20 protein-coding genes are annotated in these 21,786 nt (G+C 70.8%); 14 read left to right on the forward strand and 6 right to left on the reverse strand.

Annotated elements, in window-relative coordinates:
* Positions 1-2: 2 nt before the first annotated feature.
* Entirely contained in the window at positions 3-284 is a 282-nt protein-coding gene (locus C457_RS03830) for a DUF5789 family protein (protein ID WP_008092153.1), read from the reverse strand.
* A 172-nt stretch (positions 285-456) separates the two neighbouring features.
* On the opposite strand from C457_RS03830, the gene C457_RS03835 reads away from it, so the two are divergent.
* Complete coding sequence (locus tag C457_RS03835; RefSeq protein ID WP_008092155.1) at positions 457-1,449, forward strand: DUF7139 domain-containing protein; 993 nt, start codon at positions 457-459, stop codon at positions 1,447-1,449.
* Positions 1,450-1,490: 41 nt separating this feature from the next.
* Here C457_RS03835 and C457_RS03840 read toward each other — a convergent pair whose 3' ends face one another.
* From C457_RS03840 to C457_RS03850, 3 genes are read right to left on the reverse strand one after another with little or no spacing between them, the layout of a single operon-like run.
* On the reverse strand, positions 1,491-2,054 hold the full coding sequence (locus C457_RS03840; RefSeq protein WP_008092157.1) for a Mut7-C RNAse domain-containing protein: 564 nt from the start codon (positions 2,052-2,054) through the stop codon (positions 1,491-1,493).
* The gene (polX, locus tag C457_RS03845; RefSeq protein WP_008092159.1) at positions 2,051-3,799 is read right to left on the reverse strand and encodes a DNA polymerase/3'-5' exonuclease PolX; all 1,749 of its coding nucleotides are present in this window, start codon (positions 3,797-3,799) and stop codon (positions 2,051-2,053) included. Before polX ends, C457_RS03840 begins: the two co-directional genes overlap by 4 nt.
* A complete protein-coding gene (locus C457_RS03850; protein WP_008092161.1) occupies positions 3,796-4,236 on the reverse strand; it encodes a DUF5788 family protein in 441 nt (146 codons plus the stop codon). Before C457_RS03850 ends, polX begins: the two co-directional genes overlap by 4 nt.
* Positions 4,237-4,380: 144 nt before the next feature.
* Between C457_RS03850 and C457_RS03855 the strand changes: the two genes are divergently transcribed.
* Together C457_RS03855 and C457_RS03860 are read left to right on the forward strand one after the other, a co-directional pair.
* Complete coding sequence (locus tag C457_RS03855) at positions 4,381-5,235, forward strand: hypothetical protein (protein ID WP_008092163.1); 855 nt, start codon at positions 4,381-4,383, stop codon at positions 5,233-5,235.
* Between the two features lie 205 nt (positions 5,236-5,440).
* Positions 5,441-6,790 (forward strand): alkaline phosphatase family protein, encoded by a 1,350-nt coding sequence (locus C457_RS03860; RefSeq protein ID WP_008092165.1) that lies wholly within the window; start codon positions 5,441-5,443, stop codon positions 6,788-6,790.
* Between the two features lie 99 nt (positions 6,791-6,889).
* Here C457_RS03860 and C457_RS03865 read toward each other — a convergent pair whose 3' ends face one another.
* Positions 6,890-7,993 carry a glutamate-cysteine ligase family protein gene (locus C457_RS03865; RefSeq protein WP_008092167.1) on the reverse strand — a complete coding sequence of 368 codons (1,104 nt, stop codon included), beginning with the start codon at positions 7,991-7,993 and terminating at the stop codon, positions 6,890-6,892.
* Positions 7,994-8,201: 208 nt separating this feature from the next.
* Positions 8,202-9,284 (reverse strand): tubulin/FtsZ family protein, encoded by a 1,083-nt coding sequence (locus tag C457_RS03870; RefSeq protein WP_008092168.1) that lies wholly within the window; start codon positions 9,282-9,284, stop codon positions 8,202-8,204.
* A 114-nt stretch (positions 9,285-9,398) separates the two neighbouring features.
* Here C457_RS03870 and C457_RS03875 point away from each other — a divergent pair, with 114 nt between their 5' ends.
* The 11 genes from C457_RS03875 (at position 9,399) to C457_RS03925 (ending at position 21,728) form a co-directional block, all read left to right on the forward strand.
* Positions 9,399-9,962: a DUF7310 family coiled-coil domain-containing protein gene (locus tag C457_RS03875; RefSeq protein WP_008092170.1), complete on the forward strand. Its 564-nt coding sequence runs from the start codon at positions 9,399-9,401 to the stop codon at positions 9,960-9,962.
* A complete protein-coding gene (locus C457_RS03880; protein WP_008092177.1) occupies positions 9,959-10,420 on the forward strand; it encodes a DUF7311 family protein in 462 nt (153 codons plus the stop codon). Before C457_RS03875 ends, C457_RS03880 begins: the two co-directional genes overlap by 4 nt.
* Before the next feature lie 32 nt (positions 10,421-10,452).
* A complete protein-coding gene (locus tag C457_RS03885; RefSeq protein WP_008092180.1) occupies positions 10,453-12,435 on the forward strand; it encodes a type II/IV secretion system ATPase subunit in 1,983 nt (660 codons plus the stop codon).
* Positions 12,429-14,204: a hypothetical protein gene (locus C457_RS03890; protein WP_049913374.1), complete on the forward strand. Its 1,776-nt coding sequence runs from the start codon at positions 12,429-12,431 to the stop codon at positions 14,202-14,204. The genes C457_RS03885 and C457_RS03890 overlap by 7 nt, the downstream gene beginning before the upstream one ends.
* Positions 14,205-14,294: 90 nt before the next feature.
* Complete coding sequence (locus tag C457_RS03895; protein WP_008092184.1) at positions 14,295-14,765, forward strand: DUF7283 family protein; 471 nt, start codon at positions 14,295-14,297, stop codon at positions 14,763-14,765.
* Positions 14,743-15,135 (forward strand): DUF7285 family protein, encoded by a 393-nt coding sequence (locus C457_RS03900; RefSeq protein WP_008092186.1) that lies wholly within the window; start codon positions 14,743-14,745, stop codon positions 15,133-15,135. Before C457_RS03895 ends, C457_RS03900 begins: the two co-directional genes overlap by 23 nt.
* A complete protein-coding gene (locus tag C457_RS03905; RefSeq protein ID WP_049913398.1) occupies positions 15,132-16,019 on the forward strand; it encodes a DUF7284 family protein in 888 nt (295 codons plus the stop codon). Before C457_RS03900 ends, C457_RS03905 begins: the two co-directional genes overlap by 4 nt.
* Complete coding sequence (locus tag C457_RS03910; RefSeq protein WP_008092188.1) at positions 16,007-19,072, forward strand: DUF7286 family protein; 3,066 nt, start codon at positions 16,007-16,009, stop codon at positions 19,070-19,072. The genes C457_RS03905 and C457_RS03910 overlap by 13 nt, the downstream gene beginning before the upstream one ends.
* Positions 19,073-19,129: 57 nt before the next feature.
* Positions 19,130-19,549 carry a DUF5791 family protein gene (locus C457_RS03915; RefSeq protein ID WP_008092190.1) on the forward strand — a complete coding sequence of 140 codons (420 nt, stop codon included), beginning with the start codon at positions 19,130-19,132 and terminating at the stop codon, positions 19,547-19,549.
* Entirely contained in the window at positions 19,546-20,442 is an 897-nt protein-coding gene (locus C457_RS03920; protein ID WP_008092192.1) for an SDR family oxidoreductase, read from the forward strand. Before C457_RS03915 ends, C457_RS03920 begins: the two co-directional genes overlap by 4 nt.
* A gap of 101 nt (positions 20,443-20,543) precedes the next feature.
* Positions 20,544-21,728 carry a DHH family phosphoesterase gene (locus C457_RS03925; protein ID WP_008092194.1) on the forward strand — a complete coding sequence of 395 codons (1,185 nt, stop codon included), beginning with the start codon at positions 20,544-20,546 and terminating at the stop codon, positions 21,726-21,728.
* The last annotated feature ends 58 nt before the right edge of the window (positions 21,729-21,786 follow it).

Here is a 21,786-nt window from a genome sequence, read left to right on the forward strand (position 1 = left end):
CGTTATTCCGTCTGAACGGGGTCGCGGCCGACGATGTCGAGCACGTCGTCGACGAAGGTCTGTCGCGTCTCGAAGTAGGTCTCGTCGGCCTCGGCGAGCACGTCTTCGAGGCTCTGGGGACCGTCGGGCGTGCGGAGGACCGCGTCGCCTTCTTTGTTCAGAATGCTGCTCTTTTCTTGCGGCCACGTCAGTCGGGAGGCGACGCGCGCGAGAGGCGCACCTTCGACGGACGCGCCCGTACCGAGTTCGACGGCGGGTGCCTCGTCTGCTTCCTCGTCAGCCATGCGCGAGGGTTAGCCACCGCGCATGATAATCCCTTCGAGATTCGCATGCGACCGTGACGCACTCGCGGCGCGGCGAACGAGCCGCCGCACGGATATCGACAGCCCGCGACGTGTCGAGAAACAGACAATCGTCTGACGCATCGTTTTAGGGGCTGCTTTCGTAGTCGGGGCCATGACCAGTCTTTCGGAGGCGTACCACGGCGGCCGGGGCGGGCCGAGTCTCCGACGGCTGTCCCTGGGCTTCGGGGGGTTCCTCCTCGGCGTGTTGCTCGTCGTCGCGGGCATCGTCGTCGCGACCACCGACGTGTACACGTCTGGTGGAGCGACCCTCGGCGAAGCGCGCGAACTCGGGGGCATCCTCGGAGGCATCGGCGTCCCCGCCGTCTTCCTCGGCGTCCTCGCGGTCCTCCCCGCGAGCCGTCGAACCCGCGCCGCGTCGCTCATCGGAGCGAGCATCGCCGTTCTCGGCGTCGCGCTCTTCTCGCACGCGTACCCCTGTCAGTGGACCGGCGCGACCTGCGGGGCCGGGCTCACCGACCTCACCCTCGAAACCGTCGCCGTCTACTTCTTCGGCACGCTCACGACGTTCTGGTGTCTGTTCGTCGGCGTCGCCAACTTCAAGACGCGGAACGACCCCGGCGGCACGGCCACGGTTCAGGTGACGAAGAAGGGAGAAACCCGCGTCGTCGAAGTCGAGAAGTCCGGCGGCGGACTCGGCGGCATCGGTTTCCTCGGCGGCACGCCCGACGGTGACGTCCAGACGCAGACGAACCAGTCGACCGCCGGAGCCAACCCGAACGCCGGCGCGACCGACGGCGGCGCGTCGACGCAGGACATCACCCCGCTTGACGTCGAACCATCGGCCTCGGCCTCGACGTCGTCGGACGGGTCGAACGCCCCCGCCCCCGACGCCTCGTCGACGGGCCGGTCCGGCGTCGACACCGTCCAGTCGGCGGAATCGGAGCGCTCGCCGGCGGGCGCGGCCGACCACCCCGCCGCGGACCGCCCGGCGAACGCTACGGTCGGCGACCGCTACTGCGGCAACTGCACGTACTTCGAGTACGTCCGCACCTCCGACGGGCTCAAGCCCTACTGTGCGGCCCACGACGAGATGATGCGGGACATGGAAGCCTGCGACGAGTGGTTCCCGCGCCGCCGCGAGTAGTCCCGCCGCCGAACCCGGACGACCCGACGACCGCGTACCGCTTACTGTTCTCCGCCGTCCAATCTCGCTTCCACGTCGCGCCAGTGGCTCCCGCACCAGAACACCTGCCCGCAGTCGCGACACCGCCACAGCGCCGTCTCCTTCGGGTCGGGCGCGTAGTCGGGGACCGGTTCGTCGCGGCCGACGGCCTCCACGCGGCCGTTACAGGCGCCGCACCGCGACGGCTCCTCGTCCAGCGAAACCGCGAAGCCGACCGATTCGAGTTCGCGGAGTTGCGCGATTGGTTCCCGTTCGGCGAGGAGGACGCTCCGGGAGGCTCGCTCGGCCAGTCGCACGTCGCGTGTGAGAAGAACACGCCTCTCGGCGTCCGCTCGTGCGAGCAGGCTGTCGTCGCCGGGGTCGGTTCGGGGGTCGCGGTTACCTTCAGAATCACCCGCCTCGTCCTCGCTGTCGAGCGCATATTCGGCGTCGTAGCCGCACATCCGCAGGTAGGTGGCGAGTTTGCCGAGCATCACGTCCAAGAGGAGCGCGGTGTCGCCGGGTGCCGCCCTATCGACGCCCGAGGCGACCGTGCCGGGGTGGTCTGACCCGATGTCGTCGGTCACTCGAGGAAGTCGGACAGTCCCTCGACCGACCGCGCGTTCAACACGTCCGCGGTCTCGACCCAGCCGCGGCGGGCCGTGTGGACCCCGTAGCGGGCGTGGTCAAGTTCGGCCGGTCGGTGGGCGTCGGTGTCGATGACGACCGTTGCACCCGCCTCGACGGCGATTTTGAGCGCCTCGCCGTTCAGGTCGAGGCGGTACGGGCTGGCGTTGAGTTCGAGCGCGACTCCGTTTTCGACGGCGGCCTCGGCGAGTCGCTCGTAGTCGAGGGGCAGGCCGGGGCGCTGATTGATGAGCCGGCCGGTCGGGTGGCCGAGAATGTCCACCCCGGGGTGCTCCATCGCGGTGACGAGCCGTTCGGTGGCCGTCTCGCGGTCCTGGTCGAGCGCGCTGTGGGGCGAGGCGACCACTACGTCGAGTTGGTCAAGCACGTCGTCGGCGACGGAGATGCCGCCCTCGGCGTCGATGTTGGCCTCGACGCCGGTGAACACCGCGATGTCGGCGTCGTCGGCGACGGCACGGACCTCGTCAATCTGGTCGAGCAGGTCGTCGTCCTCGACGCCGACGCCGCCGACCATGCCGGGGCCGGTGGCGTGGTCGGTGACGGCGTGGTAGTCGTACCCGCGTTCCTCGGCGGCCGCGACCATCTCCGCGACCGTGTTGTCGCCGTCGGACCAGTCGGTGTGGGTGTGGAGGTCGCCGCGGAGGTCGCCCTCCGCGACGAGGTCGGGCAGGTCGCCGTCGGCGGCGCGCTCGATTTCGCCGGTGTCCTCGCGCATCTCCGGCGGGACGAGCGGGAGGTCGAGCGCGGCGTACATCGACTCCTCGGTGTCGCCGGCGACGCGGGCTCCGGCCCGCGGGCCGTCATCGGGGTCGTCCACGTCGGAGATGTCGAACATCCCGTACTCGTTCATCTTGAGGCCGCGGTCGATGGCGATGTTGCGGAGGTGGACGTTGTGGTCCTTGCTCCCGGTGAAATACTGGAGCGCCGCGCCGTACTCCGCGGGGTCGACGACGCGGAGGTCGACCCGCATCCCGTTCACCCGGACGCTCGCCTTCTGCTCGCCCGCCTCGATGGTGTCGCCGACGAGGTCCCACGCGAGGAAGCGGTCGATGACCGCCTCGGCGTCGGCGCTCTCGGCGAGCACGTCGATGTCGCCGACCGTCTCGCGCCACCGCCGCATCGACCCCGCGGGTTCGACCCTCCCGACGGCGTCGTGGCCGCCGAGGTACGCGAGCAGGTCGTCGGCGACGGGTCGCGCCTTCCCCAGCAGTTCGCGGCCGGTCGCTTCGCGGGCGAACTCGATGCCGTCGAGGATGTTCGCCTCGGTCTTCGCGCCGAACCCCTTGACCTCCTGTATCTTGCCGTCGCGGGCGGCCGCTTCGAGGTCGTCGAGGTCGGCGACGCCGAGTGCCTCGTACAGTTTGCCGACCGTCTTCGGGCCGACGCCCTCGACGCTCGTCAGCCCAGCCATGTCAACCGGGAGGTCCGCGCGGAGCTCCTCCAATTCCTCGATGCGGCCCGTCTCGACGTACTCGACGATTTTCGAGGCGATGGCGTCGCCGACGCGGTCTATCTCTTGGACCGCGTCTTCGCCCTCCGCGGCGAGTTCCTCGACGGGCTTCGGATGCTCGCGGACGTTCTCGGCGGCGCGGCGGTAGCTCGACGGCTTGTAGGCCACGTCCTTCGCCTCCAGCAGGTCGGCGAACTCCTCCAGCAGGCTCGCTATCTCGTCGTTTCGGCTCATCGGCCGCCCCGTTTGCCCTTGCCGCCGTCGCGGCCCAGCGCCTTCTTCAGGAAGTTCATCCAGCGCTTCTGGTCCGCGGCGTTCTGGAGGGTCTCTTCCTGTTCGAGGTCGACCGGCCGAAGCTGTTCGAGGGCGTTCAGCGCCCGGTCGATGCCGACGATGTCCTCGACCAGCCGCCGACCCTCGTCGTAGCTCACCTCGTTGTCCTCGATTCGCTGGAGCCGTTCGAGGCGCTCGCGGCGGAGGTTCCGCTTCGCCTGGTCGACGCGCTCCCGCTCGCCCGACGGAATGGTGTCGCGGCGCTTTATCTCGAAGACGAACTCTCTGAGGTCTATCTCCTCGCCTTGGACCTCGATGCGGTCGGGAATCTGCGTGCCGACGGTCGCACCCTCCCGATTGACGCGCTCCAAGAGCTGTTTACGCTCGAACTCCTTCACGTCCGGTCGTTGTCCCGCGCGGCACTTCGCTCCTTCGACCGGTCCGGCTCAACTCTCTCGACCCGCTGAGCGTCCTGCCGAGAAACAGGTCCGAAACCCCCGAATAACGGTTATTCTCTCGGCCGTCGTACTCTCTGCTGGACCATGCCAATTGACACCAAATCACACAGTAGTAACGACGCACCGGACGCCGCCACGGACTCGTCGACCACGTTCGGTCAGGCTCGGCTGTACGCCTTTTACTTGCTCGCGGTCGTGACGCTGGGGATGGCGGCAGTCTTCATCAGCGAACTGCTTTCGTTCGCCATCGTCGGCTGGGGTGCGGGTGGCGACGTGCTCGCCGAACACCGCCTGCACCTGATGGTCATCGCGGCGAACGTCTGGATAATCATCCTCGGCGTGGCGAGCCAACTGTACCGCCCGCTGAAGCGGGTCGCGCTCATGCAGGTCGCCTTCGCCGTGACGACGCTCGTCCTCGTCGGCACTATCGTCGGCGGCGGGCCGGTCGAGGAGGTCGTTCCCTTCTTCGTGCTCACCGGCCTGATGGGACTGTTCCACCCCGCGGGACGGGACGTCATCTCGGTCGGCGACGACTACAGTCCGGCGCTCCTCGGCCTCGTCGCGGTCGCGGCGCTCCCGGTGCTCGCGTTCGCAGTCAACCAGTTCGGTCTGCAAGCGACCGGCGACATTCACGCCGTCGCCGGCCACTACATGGAGATGACGACGATGGCAATCGGACTCCTCTTGCTCGGTCTCGTCGCGGCCGCGGGCGCGCCCGGACACCGCTTCGTCGCGTGGCTGACCGGCGGCCTCGCCGTCTACTTCGGCGCGGTCTCACTCGTCTTCCCGACGCAGGTGTCCAGCGTGGGGACGATGTGGGCCGTCGCGCTCGTCGTGTGGGGGCTGGCGTTCGTCGTCGCGAGCGAACTTCGGGTCAGCGGCCGGACCGCTGTCGCTCAGGAGCGCCCGTTCTCGATGCCCGGACAGCCGCGGGTCTAGGCTGCGCGGACGTCCCGCACGCGCGCTGTCCGGCCGGTCGAGATAGCCTGATTCGAGTCTGACACGTCGTCGGCGGTGTTAGCGCCCCGTCTCGCCCGGTGAGATTCGCCGCTTTCTCCGACAGCGGCTCCGTATCCGTCGTCTCTCGTCGCAAACTCCGGCGGAGAGACGAACCTTCTTATGGTTCTCTTGGATACCGTGAGGTATGGGTTTGTTCGACCGACTCCGCGGCAAAGACCACCCCCGCGTCGCCTTCATCGGCATCGACGGGGTTCCGTTCACTCTCCTCTCTGAGCACCCCGACGAGTTCCCCAACTTCGCGGCGCTGGCCGACGCGGGCTCGGCGGGCGACATCGACAGCATCGTCCCGCCCGAGTCCTCGGCGTGTTGGCCGGCGCTCACGACCGGCGTCAACCCCGGCGAGACCGGCGTCTACGGCTTCCAGGACCGTGAGGTCGGCTCCTACGACACCTACGTCCCGATGGGTCGGGACGTGCAGGCCACCCGCGTCTGGGACCGCGTCACCGACGCCGGCCGCAAGGCCACTGTGATGAACGTCCCCGTGACGTTCCCGCCCCAGCGCAACGTCCAGCGCATGGTCTCGGGCTTCCTTTCGCCCGGCGTCGACAAGGCCGCCTACCCCGACGACTTCCGCGACGCGCTCTCCGAGATGAACTACAAGATCGACGTGAACGCGAAGCTCGGTCACGACGAGGACAAGACCGCGTTCATGGAGGACGCCCGCAAGACGCTCGACCGGCGCTACGAGGCGTTCGAGCGCTACATCGACCAGGACGACTGGGACCTCTTTTTCGGCGTCTTCATGACGACCGACCGCGTCAACCACTTCCTGTTCAAGGACTACGAGCGCGACGGGAAGAACAAGGACGCCTTCATGGAGTTCTACCGCACCGTCGACGACTACCTCGGCCGCATCCGCGACGCCCTCCCCGAGGACGTGACGCTCATCGTCGCGTCCGACCACGGCTTTACCTCCCTCGACTACGAGGTCCACTGCAACACGTGGCTCGAGGAGAACGGCTGGCTCTCCTACGAGGACGACGACCACGACTCGCTTTCGGACATCGACGAGGACTCGAAGGCGTACTCGCTCATCCCCGGTCGGTTCTTCATCAACCTCGAAGGGCGCGAGCCCCGCGGATCGGTCCCGCAGTCGGAGTACGAGGACGTCCGCGACGAGCTCAAGGCCGAACTCGAAGCCCTCGAAGGCCCCGACGGCAACAAGGTCGCAGACCGCGTCGTCGTCAAGGAAGACGCCTTCCGCGGCGACCACGACGACATCGCCCCCGACCTCGTCGTCATCCCGAACCACGGCTTCGACCTGAAGTCCGGGTTCAAAGGCCACGACGACGTGTTCGGCGTCGGCCCCCGCAACGGCATGCACTCGTTCGACAACGCGACGCTCTACGTCGACGACCCCGGTGCGGTCATCGAGGACGCCGACCTCTACGACATCGCGCCGACCATCCTCGACCTCATGGACATCGAGTACAGCCGCACTGAACTCGACGGCGCGAGCCTCATTCAGCAGTAAGCGACCGCTTCGGCTTCCGGTTCCGTTTTTCGCAGTCGCGTCCGCCCGCGCGAGCGCCGCGTGACGCCCCCAGTCCCCTGAGGAGACGCCCGCGGTGACTTACTGCCGGACCGCGCTCCACACGTCCCGGTCGAGACGGTCGGCGTGGGCCAGTCGCACCTCCCGCGCCTCGGCGGCCGTGACCGTCTCGCGGTCGGCTACCTCGTGCGACACAGGGCTGTACGCGTCCACATCGAACCCCATCCGGTCGAGGTACGACCGCACCGCCTCGGAGTCGAGGCCGTCCTCGATGGCGGCGTCGACGTAGCCGAGAACCGCGTCGAACTCGGGGAGGACGACCCGGTCGTCCGTCACGCGCCCCCTGTCACCCTCGATTCTGAGTTCCGCGTCGTCGAGGCGGTTCACCACGTCCGCGACGCTGTTCGCCAGCCTGAGTACGTCGCTCGGGAGCGCGCAGTCCGGCGAGCGCCACTCGACCGTGCCGAACTCGGCTCTGAGTTGCACCGGCGTCCAGACCGCGCTCTCCGGGTCGAAGTTCGCCTCGATGGTCGCCCGGTCGACGCCCTCCTCCTCGGCGCGCACGACGAACTCCTCGAACCGGCGTTCGAGGCGGCGCGACCACTCCCGCGTGTCGTCGGCGTAGCGCCACAGCCGACCTTGGTGGGGCACGTCGTCGTAGGCCATCCGACGGTACAGCTTCGACCGTGCGCCCGCCGCCAACCGCCGCCCGTCGTAGTACGGCGAGGAGTTCACCAGCGCCAGCGCGGGGTCCAGCGCCACGAGCGCGTTGTACTGGTCGATTTCGCGGCCGGGGCGCTGTTCGACGTGGACGTGCGTCCCCACGCAGTGTCGCGCGTACTGGAAGTCCGACCCGATGACGCGGTTCTGGATGCGGGTTCGGTCGCTCTGACGCTCCGTCACCGTCTCGGTGCTAATCGGCGTGGCGAGCGGGACGAGTCGCTTTCCGACTTCCTCCGCCCGCGAGAGGACGTCGCCGAGCCGCTCGTACAGCTCCTCGCGCAACTCGGCCGCCGAGTCGCACGGCGTCGTCTTCACCTCCAACACCGGCTCGACGAACTCCCGTTCGGCCCCCGGCGAGGCGTCGACGAGTTCGCCCGGGTCGGTGAGCGACCCGTCGCCGTCGGTGACCCAGTACTCGACTTCGACACTTCGCCGGAGCGGGTCGACCGTCGACTCAGACATGGCGACTCCGGCGTCGCGCCGAGACGGCTCCTACGCTCATCGTTTCGTTCCACTCACTCCAAATTATTGTTAACACATAGCACGGATTGGGGGCATGACGGAAAAGTCATTCGCAGATTGGGGAGAGAAGTCTGTCATTCGGTGGACGAACGTCTTGAAAAAGTGGAATTATGTGGTCGTTGGTCGCGTCAGTGGCGGCCGGTCGTCATCACAGCAGGTCGTCGAGGTCGTCGTTGTGCCACATCTCTTTGGGGTCCTCTCGCGTCTCGGTCTTCGCCTGGTCGATGGCCTCGCGGGCGCGTTCCATGAACGACTCGACCCGCTCGGAGCGCTCGACGCCGCCGAGGAGGACGAGCGACGCGAGACGGCCGCTCTCCAGCGGGAAGTCGCCGCCGCGGACCTGCAGGCTGCCGGTCTCCTCTTCGACCCAGCGGCGCGCTCGCTCGACGCCCTTCCGCGGGATGGTGTCGGGTTCGCCGGCGACGATGACGAGCGCGGAGTCCGCGTCGCTCGCGTCCGGCAGGCTCGTTCCCGTCAGGACGGCGCGGCGGGTCGTGCTCATGACGGTGTTGATGTTATCCTCGGCGTCGGGGGAGGCCTCGGCGCTCGCGTAGCCGAGCGCGGCGATGCCCCCGGAACGAAGGGTGTTGATGACCTCGGAGGTGTCGACGACGCTCTCGCCGACGCCCTCGGTCGCCTCGCCGGCCGCCAAGAGCAGGCCGACCCGCCGGGCGATGGCGTCGTTGATGGCGTCGTAGCCCTCGCTCATCGACTCGCCGGAGGAGCGGAAGGCGTCGTTGTCGACGAGGAGGACGGCGTCGGACTCGCGGGCGATGGTCTTGAGCGAGCGGCCGGCGTTCACCTGATACATCGCTCCTTCGTCTTGTCCGGGCAGGATCCCGAGGACGTACACCGGCACGTCGTAGACGCGGCGAAGTGCCTTCGTGAGGACGGGCGCGCCGCCGGAACCGGAGCCGCCGCCGAGTCCGGCGACGACGAAAATCGACTCCGCTTCGGCCGTGACGCGGCCGTCGAGGGCGGACATGACCTCGGTCTGGTCCGACTCCATGACCTCGGCTCCGAGTTCGTTGTCGCCGCCGACGCCGTGACCGTTGACGCGGTCTTGGCCGATGAGCACGGTCTCGACCGGAAGCGGCTGGAGGTCCGCTTTCGCGGTGTTCACCGCGACGGCGTCGAGTACCGCGCCGAACCCCATCTGTCGGTCGAACGACTGGAGTGCGGTGGTGAGCTTCCCACCCGCTTGGCCCACACCAATCAGGACGGTTTTCATACCACAGTCCACTCCGTCGCTCGTCTTGAACGTTCCCCACGGGAGAACTGTTCGGCCGGTCGAACCCCGTTCGGCCCCGGAGCTTTATCAGGGATAACGGGACCAGACCGCCCCATGACAGCCGACTCAGTCCACTTCGACGCTGACGGTGACACAGACACCGGAACGCCCGCTTCCCGCGAACCGGTCGCGGTGGACCACACCTCCGACCGCACTGCCGACCTCGCCGCACGACTCGACGCGGTCGAGCGAACCATCACCGACGGCGACGCCGACTTCTCGTCGCTGGAGGACCTCGCGTCCGTCGAGCGTCGGGTCTCCGAACTCGAATCGGCGGTCGGGTCGCTCACCGAGCGCCTCGACGAGATGGACGCCGCGACGCAGGCGATGCGCGGCTATCTCGGCGGCGTCCGCGCGGTCAACGAGGACGTCGAGCGCCGGGCGAACGCCGCGCTCGCCAAGGCCGAATCGCTCGAAGCCGACCTCGTCGACGAGACGGCGTCTCCCGCGCCGTCGCAGTCGGCCGACACGCTCGCCGCGGAGGCGGCCTCGCACGCCGAACGACCCGCCGACGGGCGCGGCGGTACTTCCAGGCGCAAATCCGGCACCCGTGCCACCGACTCCCGGAATGATGCCGCCGGCCGCGGACTGGCCGCCCGCCTCCGCGACGCGCTGTGATTCGCGTCGTCCTCGCGTGTCTCCTCGCGGTCGCCATCGCCGGCGTCGTCTTCCCGGCGGCCGACGCGGCGCGGGCGGACGCGACGACCGTGAAAATCGGCTCGATGGCCGACGACATCGCGCACGCCGCGACGGCGCTCGCGGCCGCCGAAGACCCGACACCGGCGGGTGTCGCGGGCGCGCGGCGTCACGTCGTCCTCGACGTTCCCGTCGGGTCGTGGCGGGCCGCCGGCGTCTCCGAACTCGCGGTTCGCGGCGGCGACGGCGTCAAACTCTCGGCGAGCGTCGCCGCCGGCCCAACCGTCGTCCGTCGCGTCGGCGGTCCCCGGATTCGCGTCGTCGGCGACCGACTCGTCCTCGGACCGGGCGAACACCGCCTCAGACTGACACTCGAAGCTGACGCGGGCGGTTCGGTCGTCGTCATCGCCCCCGCGACGGCCGACCCGCCGGCGGCGTAGGTTCAAATACCCGGACGGGACCACGCCCCCGTATGCCCCTCGACTCCTCTTCCACCGGTTCCCTCTCCGAAACCGTCGCCGCGGCGCTCCCGGACGCGCTCGGTGACCGCCTCACCGACGCGACCGGTGGGCGCGGCACGTCGGTCGATTCCGCCGCGGAGTGCGGTTGCGTGACCGCGTTCTCGACGCCCGCCGACCGCCCCGACGACGACACCGTGACACTCGTGGTCGATGCCGGAACCTGCCCGCACCGCGGGTCGCTCCCGACCTCACCCGCCTGCCGCGCGGCGGTCGTCGAGGCGCTCGAAACCCGCGACGCCGACCGACTCGTCGTCCGCGCCGACGGACTGGAACGACGGTACGACGACGCCGCGACCGGCCTGCTCGTCGCCGCCGGCCGGTTCGCAGAACGCGTCCGCTTCCGCGACGACCGCCTCGCCGACCGCGCCCGTGAAGATCCGCTCGGGGCCGCCCACGAGGCGACGGGTCGCGCGGGACCGGTCCGCCGCGCGGCCATCGAGACCGGACTCGCAGAGGGCACGTCTCGAAGCGCCGACTACGGTGACGCGCTCCGGGCGGTCGTCGGCCCGACGCTCGCGCGCTCCCGCGTCGACCCGCGACCGCCGACCGACGGGCGACTCGTCGGAGCGACCGACCTCGACACCGGCGCGGTCGCCCGCCGGTACGAGAGCGCTCGCGGACCCGTCTACCACCTTACGCCGCCCGAATCGACGCTCAACCAGCGCGCGGCGCGGACCCTCGAAGCCGCCCACGACAGACTCGCCAGCGGTGCCGTCGACGCCGGCCCGCGCGCGCCGGGCCGCGCCGTCAGACTCGTCGCCGACCCGGACGACCCGGTCGAGACGCTCGCGGCGATACTGGCGAAGCACACCGCGGGACACGGCGTCCTCGACGACCTGTTTTCCGACCCCGCGGTCTCGGACGTGTACGTCTCGACGCCCGCCGACGAGAATCCGATTCGCGTCGTCGCCGACGGCGTCTCGATGCCGACGAACGTCCGCCTCGCTCCCGGCGGGGCGGAGTCGCTCGCCTCCCGCCTGCGTCGCGTGAGCGGCGCGTCGTTCTCCCGCGCCGACCCGACGCTCGATACCGTGGTCGAGGCAGGCGGCGCGACCGTTCGGGTCGCGGGCGTGACCGCGCCCGCCAGCGACGGCCTCGGCTTCGCGTTCCGCCGCCACGACGAGACGCCGCTGACGCTCCCCGCGCTCGTCGCCAACGGAACGCTATCGGCCGAGGCCGCGGCGCTCTGCTCGCTCGCGGTCGAACGCGGTGCCTCGGTCCTCGTGGCCGGGTCGCGCGGGGCCGGCAAGACGACGTTCCTCGGCTCGCTCCTGTGGGAACTCCCGCGCGACGTTCGCACGGTGCTCATCGAGGACACGCCGGAGCTTCCGGCGTCGAGCCTGTTGGACGCCGACCGCGACGTCCAGACGCTCCGAACCGACACGACCGGCGGCCCCGAACCGACGCCACAGGAGGCGCTTCACGCGGCGCTCCGGCTGGGTGATGGCGCGCTCGCCCTCGGCGAAGTCAGGGGCGAGGAAGCCGCCGTCCTCTACGAGGCGATGCGCGTCGGGGCGAGCGCCAACGCGGTCCTCGGAACGATTCACGGTGACGGGGCCGCCGACGTGCGCGAGCGCGTCGTCTCCGACCTCGACGTCCCGGCGTCGTCGTTCGCCGCGACCGACCTCGTCGTCACCTGCGAGCGCGCGAACGCCCACCGAGTCGCACGCGTCGAGGAGGTCCGGCCCGTCGGCGACGACGCGACGTTCGAGACGCTGTTCGAACACGACGGACGCACCCTCGAACCGACGGGGTCGGTCGCGCGCGGTGACAGTCTCGCGGTCGAATCCGTGGCCCGTCCCGGCGAGTCGTACGCGGACGTACTCGACGTGCTCGACGCTCGCGCTGCGCGTCTCGAATCGCTGGCTGACACGGGACGAACGACGCCGGACGACATCGCCGCCGCCCGCACGGAGCGTGGTTCGGGATGCTGACTCCGGACACGACCACGAGCACGGGAGCGGGAGTGGACTCCGCTTCGACCCGGATACTTCACTCGGGCGCGACGACGCTCGCGCGGCTCTCGCCCGACTCAATCGACGCCGAGCCGAGCGACGACCTTCGTCGGTCGCTCGCGTTTCTCGGCTCGAATCTCGCCCCCGAGACGGTCGTCGCCGCGGGCTACGGCTCGTCGCTTCCCGCCGGACTACTCGGCGGACTGGTCGCCCATCTCGCTCGACTCCCGGCCGTCACGGTCGTCTTCGTCGCGCTCGCGGCCGCGCTCGGTGCGGCCCACGCGATTCACACGCTCCCGGTCTGGCTGGCGACGCTCCGCCGGACGCGGGCGCTCGGGAACGCGCCGGAACTCGTCGGCCGTATCGCGCTCCGGATGCGCATCGAGCCCTCGGTCGAGCGGGCCAGCGCGTTCGCCGCGCACGGCGACGACGACCCGCTTTCGGCCTCGCTCGCCGCACACGTCGACCGCGCCCGCGGGACACCGACGGCGGGGCTCTCCGAGTTCGCCGACGCGTGGCGCACGTGGTTCCCGGCGCTCGACCGCTCGACCGCGCTCCTGCAGACCGCCGCCGACGTTCCCGCCGGCGAGCGCGACCGGGCGCTCGACCGGGCCCACGAGGTCGTCCGCGAGGGGACCCGCGACCGCCTCGCCGACTTCGTCGGCTCCGTCCGCGGGCCGGTGACGGCGGTCTACGCCTTCGGTGTCCTGCTCCCGCTCGCGCTGGTCGGCGCGCTCCCGGCCGCCCGCGTCGCCGGCGTCGGCGTCACCGCCGGGCACGTCGCCTTCGTCTACGACGTGGCGCTTCCCGCCTGTCTCCTCGCCGCGGTCGGATGGGTGCTCGTTCGGCGGCCGGTCGCGTTCGCACCGCTCTCGGTCGACGCGTCTCACCCCGCGGTCGACGACCACCGTGCTCTCGGCGTCGCCGGTGGCGCAGTCGCTGGAATCACCGGCTTCGTCGCCGCCGACGCGCTCGTCGCGCCGTGGCTCGCGCCGCTCGCCGCCATCGGCCTTGGGACCGGAACCGGGCTTTTCGTCGCGGCCCGCCCGGTCGTGGCGCTCAGAGCCCGCGTCCGCGCGGTCGAAGACGGCCTCTCCGACGCGCTCTACCTCGTCGGTCGCGCCGTCGACGAGGGCGAGGCCGTCGAATCCGCGCTTGCCCGTGCAGCGACCTCCATCCCGGGCGAAACCGGCGACCTGCTCGACGAGGCTGTCGGCGTCCAGCGTCGCCTCCGCGTGGGAGTCGTCGAGTCGTTCCGCGGCGAGTACGGCGTTCTCGAATCGACGCCGAGCCCCCGCGTCGCGGGCGTGGCGACGCTCCTCGGCCTCGCCGCCAGCGAGGGTCGCCCCGCCGGTCGCGCAATCGTCTCGATGGCAGACCAACTTTCGGCGCTCTCCCGACTCGACGCCGAGGCCCGCCGCGAACTCGCCTCGGTCACGGAGACGCTGTCGAACACGGCCGCCGTCTTCGGGCCGCTCGTCGCCGGTGCGACCGTCGCGCTCGCCGACGGGATGGCCCCTGCGAAGACGCTCGACCAGACGGCCGTCGCGACGCCGCTTTCGACCGCCGACCTCGGGTTGGCCGTCGGCGCGTACGTCCTCCTCTCGGCGGTTATCCTGACGACGCTCTCGGTCGGCGTCGAACACGGCCTCGACCGCCATCTCGTGGCCTCACGGGTCGGCCGCGCGCTCGTCTCGGCGACGACGACGTTCGCAGTCGCATTCGCCGCCGCGGGAACGCTCGTCTAAGTCGCGGTCCTCGGGACGCTCGTCACCGGCTCCGGTTCCGTCGCCGTCCCGTGCTGAGGTTTATATACCCGGACGGGGCCACCCCGGTCTATGCTCGACGCACCGCTCGATACGCTCTACACGTGGGCCGCGCTCTCCGTGGCCGCGACCGTCCTCGTCGGGGCGGTCGCCGGCCTCCCGACGACGCCCGCGCCCGACGCCTCGGGAGTCGCCGACGCCGTCGACGCCGTGGCCGTCGCCGAGTACGACGCGACCGCCGAACACGAACTCGACGCCGACGCCATCCGTCTCGGCTCGCACCGAATCGGCCTCCGCAACGACGGCGGCGCGGCGCACGCCGCGTTCGTCTTTGGCCCGGTGACACCGGCGACGCCCGACTCCCGACTCGGGTCGGTCGCCGCCGGCGCGTCCCCGAGCGCCGTCTTCGACTCGCCCGCCGCGTTCGCCGCCGCGGCAGAGACCGCGCGCGACCGGAACGCCTCGTGGCGGCCCGCCAGCGAACCGCTCGTCGTCCGCCACGTCATCTGGGAGGGAACCGATGTCACCGTCGTCTCGGCGTAGGGCACAGACCTCGCCGGTCGCCGCGCTCACCGCGCTGTTCGTCGTCTGCGCGGCGATTTCGGGCTACGCGACGGTCCTCGACGACTCGCTGCCGACCGCCGAACGCGACCTCGCGCCGGCGACGCTGTCGAACGTCGAGTCCGCCCTCACCGACGACTCCGGCGTGGTCGTCAGCTCCCGGCTCTCGGACGCGTTCGACGCCTGTCCGGACGGGTTTTCCTGCCGCGTCGTCGTCGCGGTCGACGGCGACCGCCGCGCCGTCGGCCCCGCCGCGCCTACCGACGCCGACGCCGATTCGACTCGGGTCAGCGTTCGCGTCGAACCCGGTCGCGTCGGCTTCGGGACGCTCCGCGTCGAGGTGTGGCGATGACCGACCTCGTCTTCGACGTGACCGTCTGCCTGCTGCTCGTGAGCGCGAGCATCGGTCTCGTCGTCACTGCGGACGCCGGCGCAGACACCGGAATCGACCGTGACACCGCCGCTATCGACGCCGACGGGGTCGCCTCGTCGCTGGCGACGAGCACCGCGACGGTCACCTACTCGCTCGCCCCCGGCGTCGAGGCCGCGGACCCGTCGCTCCTCGATGCTGGCGGCGTCGACGCCCGCGAACTCGACCGAACCGCGCACGGCAGCCTCGCCGGCCTCCTCGCCCGCGCGACGCTCGGTGCGGTCACCGTCGACGGCGTTCGCCTGACCCGCGCCCGCGACGACTTCCGGGACCGGACCGCCGCCCGCGCCGCCTCCGAACTTCCGACTCGCGGCGTCTCTGTCGCCGTCGCGTGGACGCCGTTCCCCGGTGCGCCGGTCCGCGCGACCGATTCCCTCGGACCCGAACCGACGTCGTCGTCGACGGTTCACTCCGCGACGCTCGACGTGCCGAGCGGGTTCCCCGCGGCGCGCGAAGACGCTGTGGCCGCCAGCGACGACGGCTTCGACGCCGTCGCTCGCGTCGCTGCGAACCGGACCGTCGCCGGGCTGTTCCCGCCCGCGCTCGCCCGCCTCGCGCTCCGTGGCGACGAGCCGGTTTCGACGCTGATGACCCACCGGTACGAACGAGCCGGCGCGCTGGTGAACGCCTCCGTCGCGCCCGAAGTCGCCCGCGAGGAGACCCGCGCCGCCAACGCTGACCTCGCGGCGGCGCTGGCCCCGCGCTTCGCCGACGCGATGCGCGCCCGGTACGACACCCCGCGCGCCGCCGCCGAGGCCGTCTCGGTCGGACGCGTCACTATCGTCGTCAGGACGTGGTCGGCGTGAGACTCGCCGACGACGACCGCGGTCGGGTTCCCTTCGCCCTGCTCGGCGTGTTGCTCCTCGTCGGGAGCGCGACGTTCTCCGGCGCGCTCTCGGCTCACGACCCCGTTGCCGACCGCCGCGTCGACGACGCGATGGACCGCGCGACCGCACAGGCCGACGCCGCCGTTCGCGCGGCCGTCGGCAACGCGGCGCGCGAGGCCGCGGCGAACCCCGTCATCTCGCCCGCCAATACGACCGTCGGGCGACTGCTCTCGGAGGAGCGCCCCTTCCGCGACTACCTCAGACTCCGCATCGCTCTCGCCGCGAGCGAGCGGCTTCGGGCCGTCTCGGTCGCCCGCGGCGACGTGAACGCGACTGTGACCCTGCCGCGACCGACGAACGAGTCGAGTCTGCGCGACGCGATGGACCGCGTCTCGATTTCGGGCCGCGAGAACGGGACCGTCCTCGTCGCGACCGTCGAGAACGTCTCGGTCGAGGTCGCTCGCGGCGGTCGCACGGTCGCCGCCGAGTCCGTCACCGTGACGGCCGGCGTCCGGACGCCCGTCCTCGCGCTCCACGACCGAACCGAGGCCTTCGAGCGCCGCCTCGACGCGAACGCGCTGGACGGCGGGACGCTCGACGCGACGGTGACGACCGCGCTGTGGGCCTCGGCGTGGACCCGCGGCTGGAGCCAGTACGCCGGCGCGCCCGTGGGCAACGTCGTCTCGAACGACCACGCCGCGCTGGCGACGAACGCCGGCGTCCTGCTCGCCGAACAGCAGGCGTTCGGAACCACCGACGCCGATGCTCGCGGGGCGACCGGGCGCGCCGCCGTCCGCGCCGGTGCCCGGAGCCTGCTCTCGCAGACCGGCGTTCCGGCCGCGCCCGAACTGGCGAACGCGCTTCCCGCACCGAACCCGTCCGCCGAGTCGGTCGCGAACGAGATTCCGACGAACCGGACCATCAACGCCTCCGTCGGCTCTGCGGCCGACCACGCGCTGGTCGGCCTCATCGACGGCCACGGTGACGCGCCCGCCTCCGACGACGTGGTCGCGGACGCCCATCGCGCCACCACCGCAATCGAAGCCGACGCGACCGTCATCGCCCACAGCGACGACCCGCCGGTCGACCTCGGAACCGAATGGGAACTCGTCGACACCGCGACCGAGACGTCGTCGTCGGTCGAGACGGTGGCGACGCGAACGCCGGCGCTCGAAGCCGATACCGTCGTCGTCGACGCCGGCTCCCGAATCGTGACGACGAGCGAGACGACCACTCGGACGTGGCGTCGGGGCAACGAGACGTTCCACACCGAAGAAACGACGGAGACGAAGACGCGCGTCGACCTCGCGGCCGTCGTCGACCCGGCCGCCGTTTCCGCCCCGGAACGACCTCTCGACCCGGCGGTCGAACCCGGCGGCGCGCTCGACGGCGAGAACTTCGCCGCGGCCGCTGACGCGGTCGAAGACGCGGTTGCGACCCGCGGCGGCTTCGATGACCTCGCCCGCGACGTCGCCGACGGCGACGCGCCCGCCCGACAGCAGACGACCGTACCGATGGCTCCCGGCCTCGACCGCTGGATTCGTTCCGACCTCGTCGCGCTCGCCGACCGCGTCAAAAACCGCAGTGTGACGGTGTCGGCTCGGCGGGTCGCCGCGGGCGAGGTGAACCCCGCCGCGGAACTCGCGTCCGACCTCCGCGCCGACCGTCTCGAACTCGTCGGTGCCCCGGCCGCCTACGACGGCGTCTCCGACCGGGCGCGCGTCGCGGTCCGCGCCGCGTACCTCGACCGCGTGCTGGCGGCGCTCGACCGCCGGGCGAACCGGACCGCGGCGGCGACCGGCGCGGCCGACGACGCGAGTACGGACGCGAACCTCGGGTCGCTCTCGGAGGCGGTCCGCGCCGAGGAGGTCGCTCGCGCGACGCTCGGCGAGACCCGAGCGGACGGCGCGAACGGAACCGGCAACGAAACCGGCGTTCGGTTCGTCCCCGACGCGGACCCGATGTATCTCTCGCTCGGCGGCCTCTCGGGGTCCGCGGTGCCGACCGTCTCCCGCGGCGGCACCTACCACCCGCTCGTCGCCCGAAACACCAACCTGTTCACGCTCCCCTACGGCGACGCCGTCGACACCGTCCTCGAACCGGTGTTCGGCGCGAACCGCCGCGTCCCGCTCCGCGTCGCGGCCCGCGCGCTCCTCGCCGCCGACTCGACGCTCGCGGCGACGAACGGCACGAACGAGACGCTCGCCGACCGGCGCGACAGGCTCGAAATCGCGGTCGACCGGTCGACGGTTCCCGCCGAAGAGGCCGCCAAGGACGTGCTGCGCGCGCACACCGACCGCTCGGTGACGGAGCGCCAGCGGATTCTGGAGCGCGCGCTCGGCGAGTGGGACGACCCGGCCCACCGGGCCCTGGCGGTGACGAACGGCTCCGCGGGCCGCGCAATCGCCGTCGAGGCCGCCGGCGCGGGAACCGTCGAGGCCGACCTTCTCGAACGCCGCCTCGACGAGGCGTTCCGAACCGTCCGCCGGGACCGCTCGACGACGGTCTCACAGCGGCTCACGAACCGGACCGTCGAGACGACGCGGACCGCCCGTCAGCAGGCCGTCGCCGACATGGCGACCGACGCGGCGATGCGCGCCACCGAGAAGGCAGTCACCGACCGCGTGAACGACACGCTCGACTCCCGCTTCGATACGTCGTTCAAGCGCGTCCCCGCCGGGATGCCGGTCGCGCCCGTCCCCGGCTACTGGTACGCGACGGTCAACGTCTGGGACGTGGAAGTCGCCGGCGAGTTCGCGCAGTTCCGCGTCCACGCCCGCGGGGACGCCGAATCCCTCACGTACGCCCGCGACGGCTCGACCGTCGCTCTCGACTGGGACGGCGACGGCGTCGCGGAGACGGTCGGCCACGGCGACCGCGTCACGTTCGACGCTGAGACGACAATCGTCGTCGCAGTTCCTCCGTCGGGCGTCGGCGTCGGCGACATCGACGGCGACGCGGACGAGCGCTCCGAGGGGTGGCAGGGCGGACCGGGATGCACCGTCGCGGCCGACTGCCATGCGGACGGGTAGCCGCCAATACGACCCGAGTGGCAACCGTTTTGCCGCCGGAACGCCGAATCGCGGTGTATGTTGCACGACGCCGCCGCGGAGCCCGGAACCCTCTCGGCAGACGAGTTGCGAGCCGCCTACGAGGACGAGATTCGCCGCGCAGTCGCCGCCGCCGGGTCGGAGACGGCCGCCGAGGCCGCCGGCGTCTCGGAAGCCGCGCTCTCGAACGGCGTGTTAGACCTCACGCTCGAACAGGCCGCCGCGGTTCTCGAACTCGCCGACGGCAACCCCGACGCCGACGCCATCATCTGGGAGTTCCGCGACCACCTCCTCATGGGCATGACGAGCGGCATCCTCGACGTTGACTCGCTCGCCGCCGAGGTCGACCTCGACCTCTCCGGACAGGAGATTCAACAGGCAATCGAGGGCCGCACGGCCGCCACGCTGAACGAACTGGCCGCCATCTACCACGTCATCGCCGTCCGAAACGAACGATGAGAGTCGCCATCCTCGGCTGCGGCTACGTCGGCCTCGAACTCGCACGCACGCTCGTCGCCGACGACCACGACGTGTGGGGCGTCCGCCGCTCCGACGACGGCCTCGCCGCCGTCGAAGCGACCGGTGCGGAAGCGGTCCGCGCCGACGTGACTGACGCCGACGCGCTGGCGTCGGTCCCCGACGTAGACCACGTCGTCTTCGCCGCGAGTTCCGGCGGCCGCGGAGCCGACGCCGCCCGGGCCGTCTTCGTCGAGGGTCTCCGAACGGCAATCGACCAGTTCGCCGCGCGCGACTCGCCGCCAGAGCGCCTCGTCTACACGTCGAGCACGGGCGTCTACGGCGACCACGGCGGCGACTTCGTCGACGAATCGACGCCGCTCGACCCGACGACCGACAAGACGCGCGTCCTCGCGGAGGCCGAGCGCGTCGCCCGCGAGTACGCCGCCGAGCGTGGAGTCGAGGGAACGGTCACCCGGTTCGCCGGGCTCTACGGCCCCGACCGCTACCGGCTCGAACGCTACCTGAACGGCCCGGTCACCGCGGGTTACCTCAACATGGTCCACCGGGACGACGCCGCGGGCGTCGTCGCGTACCTCCTCGAAACCGACCGCGCCCGCGACGACACCGTCCTCGTCGTCGACGACGAACCCGTCTCGAAACACGAGTTCGCGGACTGGCTGGCCGACGAGTGCGGCGTTCCGCGTCCGGAGAAGCGCACGAAAGAAGAACGCCTCGACGTCGGCGACCTCTCGGAGGCCGCCCGTCGCCGCATCCTGACGAGCAAGCGCTGTTCGAACGACCGCCTCCGCGACCTCGGCTATTCGTTCGCGTATCCGACGTATCGCGAGGGTTACCGGGCGGCAATCGACGCCTACCGGGCCGGCGACGACTGAGCGTATTCGGGGGGCGACAGGTTCGACTCCCCGAAATTCTGTCAATCAGGACAACTCGATTAGGGGGAATATTCATACGGTAGGCCCCGGTCGTGTTGTGTATGTTCGGTCCGGTGGGGCAGTTCGATACGGGTGCTATCTTCGAGTCTATCGACTCGTTCGTGCGCGCGCACCCCGAAATCGCGGCGGCGCTCGTCGTCGCGCTCGGTGCCCTCTCGCTCGTCGTCTACGCCGCGATTCGCTTCAAGCGGCCGATGGGCACGCGCTTCGCCGAGGCGCTGGAGGACGTCGACGAGGTCGCCGTCCTCATGCACCCGAACCCGGACCCCGACGCCATGGCCGCGGCGATCGGCGTAGCCTGTCTCGCAGAACAGGTCGGTACCACACCGACCATCCAGTTCGCCGGCCAGATTCGACACCAGGAAAATCGCGCGTTTCGTACCGTTCTCGACCTCGACTTAGACCCTATCGACCACGTGAGCGACCTCGCCGCCGAGGCGGTCGTCCTCGTCGATCACAACGCGCCTCGCGGCTTCGCGGGGGCAGAGGGCGTCCTCCCCTACGCCGTCGTCGACCACCACCCCGGCGACGGGACCGGTGAGATGTTTACCGACGTGCGCACCGACTACGGCGCGTGTTCGAGCATCGTCGCCGAGTACTTCCGCGACGTGGGCGCGAAACCCGTCCCGCCGGACATGCACGCCAGCGAGGTGAACGCCTCGTACACCGTCCCCTCGCAGGTCGCGACGGGCCTCGTCTACGGGATTCTCACGGACACCAAACACCTCACTGCGGGCTGTTCGGCCGCCGACTTCGACGCCGCCGGCTTCCTCTTCCCCGGCGTCAACGAGGACCACCTCGACCGCATCGCCAATCCCGAGGTCTCCCGCGAGGTGCTGGAGGCAAAGGCGCGGGCCATCGCCGGCCGCGACGTGCGCGGTCCCTTCGCGGTCGCCGACATCGGCACCATCTCGAACGTCGACGCCATCCCGCAGGCGGCCGACGAACTCATCCAACTCGAGGGCGTCACCGCGGCGGTCGTCTGCGGCGAGCGCGAGAGCAACGTCTACCTCTCGGGTCGCTCCCGCGACGACCGGGTTCACATGGGTCGGACGCTGGAGGCCGCCCTCGACCACTACCGCGGGTCGAGCGCCGGCGGCCACGCCCGGATGGGCGGCGGCCAGATAATCCGCCCCGACGCCGTCACCGACGGCGGCAACGGCGAGTCCATCGCCCGCGACGAACTCATCGAACACGTGTTCGAGGCGCTGTCGGGCGATATCTGACTCGCTGGCGGCCCTCTCCGAACCCGGACCGGTGGCCCTTAACCGTCGGCCGCCGTAG

The organism is Haloferax prahovense DSM 18310 (assembly GCF_000336815.1).
Lineage (GTDB): Archaea > Halobacteriota > Halobacteria > Halobacteriales > Haloferacaceae > Haloferax > Haloferax prahovense.